Below are 13,966 nucleotides of genomic sequence, written 5' to 3'. Positions count from 1 at the left end.
GAGTCGAACTCGTCGAACACGCGCGTACACGACAAAAAGTCCGTAATTGGCATCATCCGTCCTTGCCACCGCCTACGTCACGCTCCTACTTCAACGTGCAAAGCTGAGTATTCAATACGGTTGTGCCTTTGACTCGCGTGTTCCACCGGTCGCGTTAACTTTGGCGTGAGTTGTGCCGGACGGCGAGAGCTTGGAGCCACGATTCGGCAGTCTCTATTTTGACATGGTTGAAACTATTTGAGAACGAGGATGTTCGCCATTCTATTTCCAAAATTATATTTTCAATTGCGTTCCGATTCCCGTGTGAAATCATCTGGAATCGATAGCCGTCTTCGTCGAGAACATTCACCAAGTAATCGGCGTCATCAACGAGAAACTCGACGCTATCTAGCTGATAGCGCTGGTGGAGCTCGGCCAGAAACCATCGCGTCGTCTGTTTCGTTGTCGTCGAAAACAGCCCCAGATGGAGGACTTCGTTCGTTTCTGGATCGACGGCGCCGTACAGCCAGTAATCGTCGTCGTTGACGCGGATTACTTTCTCGTCAACCGCAATCTGATCCGCACTCACCGTCGAGATCGGCTGTAAATCTGCCTTCTGCACCCAGTCGCGGATTGCCACGTGACTGCGTTGGACTCCCCGACTCATCGAGAAACTGACTTGAGTCTCTCAATGACATACTCGCGAGAGGACACCGGATGTCCACTTGAATCGCCCACTCCGGAGTCCGATTTCGCTCCACAAACGACAAGTCGATTCACTGAATACACTCGCTGATGCGTTCGATTTCGGCCATAGACACTCTGAAGTCGAACGCCTCATCCACTAACTTAACGCGACCGTTCAATCGTGGTGAACATTGATGAAGGTAGAGCGGTGATAGCGCGTATGGGTAACGAACCGAAGCGAATCCAGGCGAGCGAACGATCGCTCACCATCCTGAGCGGACTCGCCACGCTCGGGAGGGCGACCGAGACCGAGATTGCGAACCACCTCAATCTGGCCAGGAACACGACGCATTATCACCTCAAGACCCTCGAACACCAGTCGTTCGTCGTCGAGCGAGACGGCCAGTACCGCCTCGGGCTGCGCTTTCTGAACATGGGCCACCGGACGGTCAAGGACCTCGACATCTACCGGGTGGGTAAGGAAGAGGTCGACGAGCTTTCGCGACGGACGGGGGAGCTGAGCATCCTCATGATCGAGGAGAACGGCTACGGCTACTACGTCTACGATGCGCACGGCGACGACGCCGTCAACTTCGACACAGTCGGCCGGCGCAAGTACCTCCATGACAACGCGCTTGGGAAGGCCGTCCTCGCGCAGCTCCCGCCGGATCGCGTCGACGAGATCTTGGACAAGCGCGGTCTCCCGGAGACGACGCCGTACACGATCACCGACCGATCTGCGCTCAAGTCGGAGATCGATGCTGTCCGCGAGCGCGGGGTCGCGTTCGATCGTGAAGAGCAACTGGAGGGGCTGTGCTGTATCGCGGCCGTCATCGAAAACCCCGGTGGCGCCGGCGCGGACGGCGGGATCGGCGCGATCAGCGTCGCGGGCCCGACGAGCCGCATGAGCGACGACCGGATGGAGACGCTCGCGCCCGTGGTTTCGGACGCCGCGAACCTCATCGAACTTGAGATGCAGGGGTACTGATCGAAGTAGCGTCAACATTGTTGAACGGAACGCTGGAGAAATCGGCCCATGAGCGGACGAGACGTGTCTCTTTTACACTATTATGTGTGTAATGGCACTGTCTAGTTAAGCCAGTTTGAGAAGTGAGCAGGTCGTTGAGTTTGTTTGGGACAATGCTCGCAGACCTGCTCAGCGAGTGCTTTGCGGCGGATTTAGAAGAAACTTGGGAGCGTGAACGGACGGCGACGCCCGTCAGGGCGTTCGCCGTCCGGCTTCACGCGACCGGTTGTTCGCTCAGAGAAACAACAACGATTCTCGCGGAATTAGGCGTTGAACGCTCTCATCAAGCAGTTTGGCAATGGGTACATCGGCTAGCTGACAGCGTTCCAGACCCGCCGACGGCGAAGCCGTCGCGGGTCGCGGTTGACGAAACCGCTGTCAAAATTAACGGCGAGTGGTCTTGGTTGTACGCTGCAATAGACCTCGACACGAAACTCATTCTTGACGTGGCATTATTCGGATGCCACGGCACCGATCCGGCGGCTGCGTTCCTGTCTAGACTGGCGGAGAAACACGATCTCTCAGACACCACGTTTCTCGTCGATCAGTTCGGCTACCGGACTGCCCTTGCTCGATTAGGATTGAACGGTCGGGTTGACTATACCGACCGAAACCTCATCGAAAAATGGTTTCACACGCTCAAAATGCGCCTCGACCGTTTCCACAACTCGTGGGTGGGCAGTCGGCAGAGCGTTCGCCAATGGCTTGCATTATTTGCGCATTACTACAACCGCCTCAGACCGCATCAATCGCTTGATAGTCGAACGCCAGCTGACAAGGTGCTAAACTAGACAGTGCCTGTGTAATAAACTTGGCTTTTTCATGTTGTAGATATAATATTATATCGAACGAAAATGGTGGGTGAGACGGGGTTCAAGCAAAATGGAGAGGTTCAGTCGCAGACTACACGGGTTCCTCTGAAGCATCAAGCGGCATGAACGCCGTGTTAATGATCCCCAGTAAATGCTCTCTCCTGTTCGAGTGATCTCGTAAACCCCGTGTAGAACGTTTTCCTTCGATTTCGGCCCCAATAACGTCAATAAGACAGTATGTGCGGGTATTGATAAATCAGGATGTTCCCCGGCCGGTTCGCCAGTTCAACAGGGTTGAACGAGTGTCAGGGGCGAATGACGGCGCGGCCCTCGATCTCGTTGTGCTCAAGTTTCTCCGCCACGTCGTTGATCTCCGCGAGATCGTACTCGCTCGTCGTGAGGTGGATCTCGCCCTGCTCAACGAGCGCAACGAGTTCCTGCAGTTCAGTGTAGGTGCCGACGAGGTTGCCGCGGTAATCGAACTCGCCGTCCACGAGGTCCTGCGCGGGGCGGTGGATGTGGCCGCCGTAGCCGACGATGTGGTGGTCGCCGCCTGGCGAGACGATGTCGGGCGCGAGGTCGGTCGTGGCGTCGGCACCGACGAAGTCGAGTACCTCACGGGCGCCCACACCGTCGGTGATGGCGTCGATCGCGTCGGCGACGTCCTCGTCAGCGGAGTTGACGGTGTGGTCGGCGCCGAGGCGGTCGGCGAGCGTGAGGGCGTCGTCCTTGACGTCGACAGCGATCGTCTGCGCGGCGCTCATCGCTTCGACGGCCTGCAGGCCGATGTGGCCGAGTCCGCCGATCCCGAAGAGTACGCAGTATTCCCCGGGGACGAGCACGTCGACGGCCTTCTTCGTGGCGTGATACGCCGTGATGCCGGCATCGGCGTGTGGCGCGATATCGACCGGATCGACGTCGTCGAGTTTGATCGTGGCGCGCTCGGACGTGAGGAGGTACTCGGCGAACCCGCCGTCCGTGTCGAGACCGGAGAACGCGGCGTTCTCGCAGTACATGTCGTTCCCGAGCCGGCAGGCGCGACACTTCCCACAGGTGCGTAGCGGGTGACAGAGGACTTGATCGCCGACGTCGACGGTGGTGACCTCATCGCCGACCTCAACGACGGTCCCCGCGTTCTCGTGGCCGAGCGTCATCGGAAGATTCTGGTCCGCGTAGGGCTCCCACATCCCCTCAATGATGTGGTTGTCCGTCTGGCACCACCCTGCCCCTTCGACCTCGACGATGATCTGATCCGACGCTCCGATCTCGGGCCGCTCGACCTCTTCAACAGTGAGGGCCTCGCTCATGTCGTCCGTATACTCGTGGAGTCTCGCTGCGCGCATGGTACGATTACGATTGGCACACGACACGGTAGTAAAGAGACCCTATACTGGCAATAATTGTCGCGGAAATGGGGGGGCAGGGGCGCCACACCTCCACCAGTAGATTCAGGTACGTACTCCGGATGCAGTCGAACCGGAGTTCTACATGATCGGTTGTTGTATAACTGCGCCGATCACGCGGAGCGACGGCACCGAACGAGACGACTCGGCCCCGGCTCGGGGCAGTAGTCGTGACCGCGGAGGACGCGAGGGAGCAGTTCGCCCTCGTCTCCCTCAATCGGCGGTGCAGGGATCATCGAACTCCGTCGGGGGTCGCACGCGCTCGGCTTCGTGCACTACAGCTACGGAGCGTGGGGCTTGGACAGGGGACGCTCATCCTGATGCTCGGTGCGGGTCTGCTCTCGGCGTCAGGCGCGCACGGGTGGACAATCCTCACGGTCATCCTGACTCCCGTCGTCTACCCGACGTCGAGCTACCTCAAGTACGTCGACGGCTGGCTCGCCATCTGCTTCGTCCTCCTCGCAGGGGTACGTGATGCCGCGACTCCTCCCCTGCTCGGCGTCGCGTTTGTGATTAACGCGCTCGCCGTCATCGACGCCATCACGGCCGCGTTCGCTGTCAACAAGTCGTGAGGTCGCCCAGTCCTTCCCATGCAGTGACGGAGCGGACCGAACGACCGTCTACGAGCGGCGCTCGCGAACGCGCCGTCCGATCTGGTCGGCCGTGCGGAGGGCGTCCCGGACCATCGGTGGTGTGACCGCGAACGGCTCGTTGTGGATCGTCTCCTCGGGATCGCACGCGGCCTCGGCGACCGTCTCCAGACGCGCCGCCGTCGGGTCGTCGATCCCGATATCCGAGAGCGTCACCGGGAGATCGAGCGCCAACGAGAACTCAACGTAGTCCTCGATAAACGCGTCCTCCCGCCCCTCGAGGACGAGCTGTGTCACCGTCCCGACGTTCACCTTCTCCCCGTGAGTCGCGTGGTGTGTCACGCCGAGTTGCGTCAGGCCGTTATGCACCGAGTGCGCCGCGGCCAGCCCACCGCTCTCGAACCCGAGGCCGCTGAGGAGCGTGTTCGCCTCTGCCACCGCCTCCACGCTCGCCGTAACGGCCTCCCGTTCGACGGCGTCAACGGCGGCAAGCGCGTGTTCGCGGAGCGTCTCATAACAGAGTTCAGCAAGGCGATGGCCGGCCCGCGTCGACGTCCCGCCGACGATATTCTCCCCGTCCGAGCGGTACGTCGCGTCCGCCTCGAACCACGTGGCGAGTCCGTCCGCGATCCCCGACCGGAAGAAACGCGTCGGCGCGCCCGCGACGACGGCCGTGTCGAGGAGCACAAGATCGGGGTGCTGGTCGTAGAACCAGTATTCCTGGAACTCTCCGGCCTCGCTGTAGATGACCGAGAGGGCACTCGTCGGGGAGTCGGTGGAGGCGACGGTGGGCATCGAGACCATCGCACCCCCAGTCGCCTCGCGGACGGCCTTCGCCGTGTCGAGGGTCTTGCCGCCCCCGGCGCCGATGACGACGTCCGCGTTGCGCTCCTTGACAACGTCGGCGACTCGGTTGATCTCGGTCTCCGAGGCTTCGCCTTCGAACTCGATCGTGCTCGCGCCAATCCCTTCCGACTCAAGGCTCTCGACGACGCGCTCCCCGACCAGATCGAGAACGACTTCGTCGGCGAGGAGCAGACACTCCGAGCCGAGCGGTGCGACGTGCGCGCCGATCTCCTCGGTGACTCCGCGACCCTGTACGTACGCTGCCGGTGATTCGAATACCTGTGGCATAGAATCACATACTACGACCGGTCTGATAAACTCTCGCCCGAATGTCGGACAGCGACCATCCCTGACCCTAACAATTATTAGTGTAGCTGATTGTTGTTGACACACAATGCTCCAGCATCAAGGCGAGGACATCTTCGTGGTCGACGGGCACCTGCACGCATGGGACGCGACGGAGGAGAACATCATCCACGAGGGCGGTGAGCAGTTCATCCAGTGTTTCTACGACTACCACACCGGATTCACCCCCGAGGAGCGCCAGTGGACGCTCGACGAGTTCCGAACGTACAGCGACGAGAAGCTCCTCTCGGACGTCTTCGGGACCGGCGACGTGGACGTCGGAATCTTCCAGCCGACATACCTCAAGGAGTTCTACGAGGACGGGTTCAACACGATCGACGACTGCGGCGCGCTCGCTGATCAGTACTCGGATCGGCTGATCACCAACGGGCGCTTCGATCCCCGCGAGGGAGAGGCTGGCCTCGAAGAACTTGAGCGACAGGCCCGAGAGTATGACATCCAGGGCGTGAAGGTGTATACGGCCGAATGGCGCGGGGACTCGAAGGGATGGCGACTCGACTCGGACGACGCCTTCGAGTTTCTCCAGAAGTGTGTCGACCTCGGCGTGAAGAATATCCACCCGCACAAGGGCCCGACGATCCGGCCGCTCAACCGCGACGCTTTCGACGTCGCGGACGTGGACGACGCCGCCACCTCTTTCCCCGAGCTGAACTTCGTGGTCGAGCACGTCGGCCTCCCCCGGCTCGACGACTTCTGTTGGATCGGCACGCAGGAGCCAAACGTCTACGGCGGCCTCGCCGTCGCCGCTCCGATGGCGCTCGACCGTCCAAAGAAATTCCGCGAGATCCTTGGTGAATTGCTCTATTGGCTCGGCGAGGACAAGGTGCTCTTCGGGAGCGACTACGCCATCTGGGAGCCCGACTGGGTTCTCGACGCCGTCGTCAACACCGAGTTCACCGAGGAGGAAAAGGCCGAGTACGGCCTCGAGTTCGACATGGAGACGAAGAAGAAGGTCCTCGGCGAGAACGCCGCCGAACTCTACGACATCGATATAGAGGAGCGCAAGGCCGCGCTGCGCGACGACGAGATCTCCGACGAGTTCGACACTGGCGCCCAATACGAGGGGGCGGCCGACTGAAGATGGCGGTCACCGCCGACGCGGTCCGCGACGCCCTTGATAGCGTCACTGATCCTGAACTCGACGAGCCCATTACTGACCTCGACTACATCGAGACGCTCAAGGTGAGCGAGCGCGGCGACGTCGACCTCGCGTTCGCGCTCCCGACAGCGTGGTGTTCGCCGACGTTCGCGTGGATGATGGCGACCGACGCTCGCGACGCCGTCAGCGCGCTCAACGGCGTCGAGGAGGTCCGAATCGAGCTCCTCGACCACATGCATGCCGATGAGGTGACGCGCGGCGTGAATGAGGGGCTCTCCTTCGAGACGGCGTTCGACACGGCCGACGGCGAGGTGGCGTCGACCCGCGAGACCCTCGACCGAAAGGCCCGACTCGCCCGGCAGTACGACGCTATGGAGGCGCTTGACGACTCTGGCCTCAATGACCGACAGATCGCCGACCTCCGCCGCGGTGACGTCACATTCGAGGAGGGGCGGGCGACGATTGACCTCGACGGCCTCTACGTTGAGCTCGACGCGCGCCCCCTCGAACGGTACCTCGAGAAGGCGCGTACCGTCGGCGTCGTCGCGGACGACGGCCACCGGCTCTTCGCCTCGCGCGACGAGGAGCCGCTTTCACCTGACGATGTCCCACAAGCGCACCGCGCGTCCCGCCTGGCGAAGACGAACATGGGTGGTCAGGGCGGCGTCTGCGCAAGCCTCCACGCCGCCCGGAACCCCGAACTCGCCGGCGACTGACACGGTCGTACCGACCCGAACAGCTCTCAATGGGTCGGAACCACCGGGTCGGATCCGGTGCAAGCGGAGGCCGCGGACCCACTCGTACGCCGAGAACACGTTTCGCCGGATCAGCGAACGCGTTTCTGAGCGGCTTGACCAGCGGGGCGGTCGGCTGGACCCACCGGAGACGGTGGTCGGTGGTCGGACGGGCGCCGTTCGGTCGCGGGTGGATCGGTAAGCGGGAGCTACCGAGCCTCCCGGAGGAGCGCATTTGTGCGCGTAGACGACGGTCGGGATGTCCTTCTCTCCGAATACCGAACGCTTCATGCATGCCTGAACTCGCGGGTCACGACGCTTCCGATCGACATCCATATGCTTGATCTCGGCCTGCGACGGCCCGGGAATCGTATGTTGACCGTAGACATCTACGGTCAGACGAGGTCCGCGAACCGCGTCGGCGTCCGATTAACTACATCAGTGAGTGTGCTGACCGCTGATGGTTTAAGATCACCTCATCGAAGATATAGGAACTCACTCCGGCGTGGACTGGCGTGTGAACGGTCTACTCATTTGAGTGGGAGAACATTTGAGAGGCCACGTCGTGACGTTGGATGTGATGAACGGTAACGACCGCGCTATCTCGGGTCTCGTGACGGTCGCACACGCGATGGTACACGTCTACGAACTCTCGGTCCCCATCTTCGTGACTATCTGGCTGACCGAGTTCCAGACGACGGCGGCCACGCTCGGCGTGCTCGTCACGGTAGGGATGGCGTTCTTCGGCATCGGCGCGCTTCCCGGTGGGATTCTCTCCGACCACTACAGCTCGAAGCGACTCATCCACTACTGTCTCCTAGGGATGGCGGGGAGTTTCCTCATCCTCGGGGTTGCGCCGTCGCTCCCCAGTGTCGGTCTCGCGCTCGCACTTTGGGGGCTCGCCGCCAGCATCTACCACCCATCGGGCCTCTCGCTCATCAGCAACGGGGTCACGGAGCGCGGCCGGGCGTTCGCCTACCACGGGATGGCCGGCAACCTCGGCATCGCGCTCGGCCCGTTCGCCACCGCACTCCTGCTCTCGCGCTTCGAGTGGCGGACGGTCGCGCTCGCGCTCGCCGTGCCGGCGCTCCTCGCCGCGTTCTTCGCGACATACATCACCGTTGATGAGTATGCCGCTACTGAGGCCGACGCGCAGGTGCGCGACGCCGACCGACCGACCAGTCTCCGCGAGTTCGGCGCCACAACCACTCGGTTGTTCTCCGGGGCATTCGCGCTCGTCTTCCTCGTCGTCATCTGCTCGGGACTCTACTACCGCGGCGTCCTCACCTTCCTCCCGGACCTCCTCGCTGGCCTGCCCGCGCTCGGGACGCTCACGCTCGGCGACCTCGGCACGCCCGCGCGCTACCTCTACGCCGCGCTCCTAATGGTCGGTGTGGGCGGCCAGTATATCGGTGGCCGACTCACCGACGTTGTCCCGCCGGCACGCGGCCTCGTGGTTGCATTCGGTGCGCTCACCGCCGTCGCGCTCGCCTTCATGCCGCTCGCGACCGCCGGCACCCTGCCGCTCCTCCTCGCCAGCGGTCTCCTCGGGTTTCTACTGTTCCTCGTCCAGCCGTTCTACCAGGTGGCCGTCGCGGAGACGACACCCTCGGGCACGCGCGGGATCTCTTACGGCTACACGTATCTCGGCGTGTTCGGCGTCGGCGCGCTCGGTGCCACCATCGCGGGCACGATACTTACCTTCGGCACGCCGGCGATGCTCTTCGCCACCCTCGCCGGGTTCGCCGCTGTCGCGTCGCTCGCCGCACTCGCCCTCGCCACTCGCTGACGGTTCCCTTGGGGCGACGTCGTGACGTCCCACGCTCCACACCGACCTAGGTGTCGACATCGTCGATGGTGACGGTGATCGTGCCTCCACGTCGGCAAAGACTACAATATTGATAGTTTGAGATCTCCACTGCTTTCCGAGACAGCATCAGTTGAAGGCTTCCATGAGCAGGTCACGCATATGCTCGCGGCGGAGTTGGCGGGCGCGTTCGTCGGAGAGATAGTTTTCGAGGACGACCGTCGAGTCGCTCGAGCCCTGCTCGGCGGCAATCTCTTCAATGCTTTCGGCGACGTCCTCGACGGCCTCGGAGTACGCCGAGTACCAGAACCGACGCCCCATCTGGGGGACCGGGGGCTCGCCGCCGATCTCCGGAGGCAGGCCGGTGCGGGTGACGAGGTCGGCGAACCGATTCCGGACAGTTTGATTTGCGATGTGGCCACTCAAGGACTGTGAGGACGGGAAGAGGTGGCCGTTCCACTCGTCACGCTCGCTCAGTTCGGTGAGGCGGTCCTCCAAGACATCGACGCCATAGAGGAGGGAGACCTCGCCGGGGCCGTTCTTCCGTTCGTCGAAGGCGACGAAGGGCGGGTCGGCGTCGAGTGCGAACTGTGAGGGGTGGAGGCCCGTGACCTCGCCGGGGAGGAGCCCCCAGCCGCAGAGTGCGATTCGAGCAGGCGCTCTTCGACGTCTCCGTTATGCTGAGTCGTCTCCGTAGAGGAGATCGTCGACGTCCTCGGAGAGGTCGGAGGTGTTGGCTTCAGTGTACGATTCGTGAGTCGTCTCGATACTTCGGTGCCGGAGGATGTTCTGAGCGTCTTCGGCTGAGAGTTCGGTGTATGCGCGGTGGCCGAGTCCTCGGCGGCCGCCGTGCGGTTTGAGGTACTCGCCGTCGACGGCGAGGCCGGCGTCCTCGCAGAGCTGGCGCATCACGCGGCGAGCACCCTCGGTCGTGAGCGCTGGCGGCGCGACGTCGTACTCGCGGAGGACCGCGTCGATATCCTCGGCGTCGTCGAGAATGGTCTCGATCTCCTCGTCGTCGAACTCTCGGTTGGCGAGTGTCTGCCGGACGGCACGGTATTTGCTCGTCGCGTCGGCGGTGGGGATCACGGGCCAGTCCTCCGAGGCGGGCTCGAGGACGCGTCGGTAGCGCTCAACCTTCTTCCGCGTCGTCGGCGGGAATTGCACGGTCTCGCGGTCGCGGGACTTCCCCAAGACACGGATGGCCCCGTCGCCGAGGTCACGCCACTGGATGCCGTTGCGGTCAGAGTCACCCGAGACAGCGAAGAGTTCGGCGCCACGCGCGCCCGTGTCCGCGAGAAGGTAGGCGATGGCCCGATCGCGGAACGCCCGCTCGTGGTCGCGTGTGTCGTCGAGGGCGTCGTGGGCCTCCGTGTCGACGTAGCGGAGGAGTGCTGTGCGGGCGTCAGCGGACCAGAACTGCTGGCCCTGCTCGACTTCCTCTGTATCCTCTGGGAGCTCGTCTTTGACGCGGTCGGGCTGCATCGGGTTCGTCGCGAGGAGCTGCTCGCCGTCGACGCACCAGGAGAAGAACGCCCGGGCGATGTTGTAGTACGTGTGTGCGCTCGCGGCCGAAAAGTCACGGTCCGTGTCGAAGGTGAGAGGGTGGGCCTCGTCGGCGACGCGGTCTCGAAGGTATGCCTGCACCCAGCGTCGGCAGTCATCGTCGTCGACGGCCTCGACTGTCTCGACGTCGCGGTGAGTGCGGAGCCAGGCGGCGAGTTCGCGGAGGACGGTCGCGGTGTTCTCGCGGTAGCGGTCCGAGTCGATGCCGCGCAGGCGTCGGTCGATGGCGTCTTCGAGGCGCGTTCCCTGGGGTTCGCGCCCGTCATCGCCGGTCTGAGGTGGAGCCACGTTCTGTGCCTACCCCCACGATCGGGCGCACAATAAATCTGGTTGGTCTTACGACTCTAAACCAAACCAACTCTGTCGGAGCGAAATCACGGCTTTCGGGCTCTGAAGCGCCTGCTATGCCGGAATAAGCGCAATCTTAAACTACATACCGCTATACAAAACTCTGGGACTGGAGTTGCGAATACCATCAATCCTATGCACGGGTCGGCGGCTGAACGCGGCGTGACTAGCGGATCAAGAACCGAGTGACCTACGCTCAGCGGTCACTCACCGGAGTGAGTGGCCAGCTGGTCGCGGTTCGAGCCGGAATTTCAGCTGTCGGGACAGCGATGCCTCTCGGAAGGGGCGAGCACGGAACGAACTCTATATCAATGTGACCAGCCTCCGTCGAAGGAAGCCACGAAACCGCGGGGCGATCACCCGCGGTTTCGTGCGGAACTCGACGATACCGAGCGATCGTTGAACGAGGAGATCGACCAGCAACCACATGTCGTACAGCAGCATCGCGAACCCGAAGTGGAACAACCGCACCCCGTACTCTCGGGAGGTCGTCCACGGGGCGAACTGCTTGATCCCGCCATAGGCATTCTCTATTCCGCCACGGCGAGTGTAGCGTTTGATCCGGCGACGCGTCGACCGACGGTCCAGACGAATCTCGTCGTTCACGTCGAGATTCGTCAGGAACACCTGGGTCTGGTCACGATCCTCGTCCGGCGGGAGGGCGACAAGCGTCGTTTCGGCTCGCTTTCTGACGCCACCGCTGTCTTTGACTGGCCCGTAGATCCCGTACTCGTCTCGGACCGTCACCTGCTTCTGACCGTCCACGTCCTCGTTCATGCGCGCGATGAACCGCTTGATGCGGTCATCGCGCGCGGCTGGGATCACGTAGAACAGGTCCCGTTCTTCGAGCGCGGCAACGACGTCTGTGGCGTGAAACTCTCTATCGGCGAACACCCGACGGATACGCAGGTTTGCCCGCGCTTCGACGATGTCGACGAGTCGGCGGACGACGCCGCCGACTCGATAGGATCTCTCCTCGCCAGCGTACGCGTCCGGGTCGTGATCGTCGGCATCACCGATCGGCAGCATCGCCGCCGTGAACAGGACGTTGTCGCCGACGATGCTCGCTGTCGCAACCTTGTGACACCAGTCGTAGGACTTGTCTTCGGGCGCTCCTTGGACCCGCACGAGTTCCTCCCGCTCGCCGTAGTACGCGATGTAGGTCATGTCGATTGCGAGCATCGCTGGCTGTTCGAACTCGACGTAGGGCTTGGCCCGCGTCAAGACGCGGGCCGCGCCCCGGTTGATCATCTCCGTGATTTCTTCGATGTCCAGGGTTTTGATCGCCTCCAGCAGCGTTTCACCGGTCGGACCGTCCGCGAAGAACGGGTCGTCGAGGTCCGGGTCTGGATTGACGTAATCGCCGTAGGTTTCGGCACCGCCGTTGGCGGCGGTGCCTGTAACCCCGAGGAGGGTCTCCAAGAGGAGTAACTCCTTGTCGGCGTAGATCGCGTCCTCGGAGCGGTCAAAGTCGAACGCCGGGAACACGACCGTGGTGAGTTCATCCAGCACTTCGCGGGTCTTGCCACGGATCAGCCGGTTGACCGTGCGCTTCGAGGAGCCAGTTGGCTCCGTCGAAGCGCTGTCCTGGTTGGGCGCTCCAATCGGACTGCCGCGACGAGCAGCAAGCGTCCGAATCTGGCGACAACTCACCTCGATCGTCCGTTCTATCTCCGCGAATCGGTTGTTTCGTGCTCGCGAGAGAGTACTTTGGTCTGGAACATCTTCTGGGTCAAACCCAAGTATTGCGGCCGTGTCTGGATCCGTTTCGAGCGTCCGATGCACGGCGGCATCGGACGCGTCGGTGAGTTCTGCCAATAATATTGCCCGAAGCATCGGTTCGAACGGTTTGGCGTCGTGCCACTCTGGGTAGGGGTCGTCTCGTGCATACGTCGTGAGGTCGAGGTGGCCGACCACCTCGACCGCTGTCGTTGTCTCATCGAGAATTTCATCCGCTTGCTGTGTCAGTATCCCCCACCCACCAGACAAGGGATCAACATCTGCAAGTCTGTCATCTGTCTGTGGGTCGGCGCTGCCCTTGGCAGCTCCGACCCCATTTGAGTCGTCGTGGACCATCTCTGTGGACAGATCGTCTCACAGAACGGGAAGATTAAGCGAAGACGAGCAGGAGTACAGGTATGGAAGACGATCCCCCAGTCATGGAGTCACTCCCGAAGCAACCGCTCACGGAAGCCAACATCAAAGAAATCGGTGAGAGCGATGCAGTGGTCGGTGCAATGTCGTTCCCGGGTGAACAGGAAGTCCGTGGCTTCGTCCTCGAACACGAGGACTCATTCACCGTCCTCGTGTTCGATCATCGGACAGAAACCTGGCGCAAGCTGAATCAGTACGATAAAGACGAGATCTCTGTGCAAACAGCCATACAATGGGCTGTCGACGACCGTACAGAGTGGTTTGCGGACACTGGCCGTCTCTCCGAACTGTAGGGTTTATGATCGGATCTTCTCATTGTATCGCGAGTCGGGGTCGCTGACCCCGACCCGCTCACGTGGCCTTCGCGAGTGGTTCTCTGGGAACGGGCTCGATCCAATCCCGTGCATAGATTCTGTCGTTCGCAACTCCAGCTGGGAGTCGAGTTGCGAATCCCTCCCAAGAGGTTCATGAGATCGACCCTAAACGGCCAGATCTCGCCGAGAATTACCCGTCAGAGCGCCGAAGAAATCATCAGAATACGAAGAATA

The 13,966-nt window shown here is 62.0% G+C and carries 12 protein-coding genes and 1 pseudogene; 7 read left to right on the top strand and 6 right to left on the bottom strand.

Annotated features, from left to right (window positions below; genetic code table 11):
• Positions 1-154 precede the first annotated feature (154 nt).
• Positions 155-755: pseudogene (locus OQF71_RS10465) on the bottom strand (IS6 family transposase).
• Between the two features lie 131 nt (positions 756-886).
• Between OQF71_RS10465 and OQF71_RS10460 the strand changes: the two are divergent.
• Together OQF71_RS10460 and OQF71_RS10455 are read left to right on the top strand one after the other, a co-directional pair.
• Positions 887-1,654 carry an IclR family transcriptional regulator gene (locus tag OQF71_RS10460; protein WP_280587570.1) on the top strand — a complete coding sequence of 256 codons (768 nt, stop codon included), beginning with the start codon at positions 887-889 and terminating at the stop codon, positions 1,652-1,654.
• A 152-nt stretch (positions 1,655-1,806) separates the two neighbouring features.
• On the top strand, positions 1,807-2,484 hold the full coding sequence (locus tag OQF71_RS10455; RefSeq protein ID WP_280587569.1) for an IS6 family transposase: 678 nt from the start codon (positions 1,807-1,809) through the stop codon (positions 2,482-2,484).
• 326 nt (positions 2,485-2,810) lie between these two features.
• Here the strand turns inward: OQF71_RS10455 and OQF71_RS10450 are convergent, their stop codons facing one another.
• Positions 2,811-3,848, bottom strand: a complete 1,038-nt coding sequence (locus OQF71_RS10450; protein ID WP_280587568.1) for an NAD(P)-dependent alcohol dehydrogenase — start codon at positions 3,846-3,848, stop codon at positions 2,811-2,813.
• Between the two features lie 350 nt (positions 3,849-4,198).
• Between OQF71_RS10450 and OQF71_RS10445 the strand changes: the two genes are divergently transcribed.
• Complete coding sequence (locus tag OQF71_RS10445; RefSeq protein WP_280587567.1) at positions 4,199-4,480, top strand: hypothetical protein; 282 nt, start codon at positions 4,199-4,201, stop codon at positions 4,478-4,480.
• A 48-nt stretch (positions 4,481-4,528) separates the two neighbouring features.
• Here the strand turns inward: OQF71_RS10445 and OQF71_RS10440 are convergent, their stop codons facing one another.
• A complete protein-coding gene (locus OQF71_RS10440; RefSeq protein WP_280587565.1) occupies positions 4,529-5,632 on the bottom strand; it encodes a glycerol dehydrogenase in 1,104 nt (367 codons plus the stop codon).
• A 106-nt stretch (positions 5,633-5,738) separates the two neighbouring features.
• On the opposite strand from OQF71_RS10440, the gene OQF71_RS10435 reads away from it, so the two are divergent.
• The 3 genes from OQF71_RS10435 (at position 5,739) to OQF71_RS10425 (ending at position 9,332) form a co-directional block, all read left to right on the top strand.
• Positions 5,739-6,788 carry an amidohydrolase family protein gene (locus OQF71_RS10435; protein WP_280587563.1) on the top strand — a complete coding sequence of 350 codons (1,050 nt, stop codon included), beginning with the start codon at positions 5,739-5,741 and terminating at the stop codon, positions 6,786-6,788.
• 2 nt (positions 6,789-6,790) lie between these two features.
• Positions 6,791-7,525, top strand: coding sequence for an iron-sulfur cluster assembly protein (locus OQF71_RS10430; RefSeq protein ID WP_280587562.1), 735 nt, complete (start codon positions 6,791-6,793; stop codon positions 7,523-7,525).
• Positions 7,526-8,123: 598 nt separating this feature from the next.
• Positions 8,124-9,332, top strand: coding sequence for an MFS transporter (locus OQF71_RS10425; protein WP_280587561.1), 1,209 nt, complete (start codon positions 8,124-8,126; stop codon positions 9,330-9,332).
• A gap of 147 nt (positions 9,333-9,479) precedes the next feature.
• On the opposite strand, the gene OQF71_RS10420 is transcribed toward OQF71_RS10425, so the two are convergent.
• The 3 genes from OQF71_RS10420 to OQF71_RS10410 form a co-directional block, all read right to left on the bottom strand.
• Positions 9,480-9,848, bottom strand: coding sequence for a hypothetical protein (locus tag OQF71_RS10420; protein ID WP_280587560.1), 369 nt, complete (start codon positions 9,846-9,848; stop codon positions 9,480-9,482).
• A 177-nt stretch (positions 9,849-10,025) separates the two neighbouring features.
• The gene (locus tag OQF71_RS10415) at positions 10,026-11,204 is read right to left on the bottom strand and encodes a tyrosine-type recombinase/integrase (protein WP_280587559.1); all 1,179 of its coding nucleotides are present in this window, start codon (positions 11,202-11,204) and stop codon (positions 10,026-10,028) included.
• Between the two features lie 363 nt (positions 11,205-11,567).
• Positions 11,568-13,340 (bottom strand): transposase, encoded by a 1,773-nt coding sequence (locus tag OQF71_RS10410; protein WP_280587558.1) that lies wholly within the window; start codon positions 13,338-13,340, stop codon positions 11,568-11,570.
• A gap of 62 nt (positions 13,341-13,402) precedes the next feature.
• Between OQF71_RS10410 and OQF71_RS10405 the strand changes: the two genes are divergently transcribed.
• On the top strand, positions 13,403-13,711 hold the full coding sequence (locus OQF71_RS10405; protein ID WP_256418112.1) for a hypothetical protein: 309 nt from the start codon (positions 13,403-13,405) through the stop codon (positions 13,709-13,711).
• The last annotated feature ends 255 nt before the right edge of the window (positions 13,712-13,966 follow it).

The organism is Halorubrum sp. Boch-26 (genome assembly GCF_029889805.1).
Lineage (GTDB): Archaea > Halobacteriota > Halobacteria > Halobacteriales > Haloferacaceae > Halorubrum.
This window is presented reverse-complemented; position numbering and strand designations above follow the sequence as displayed.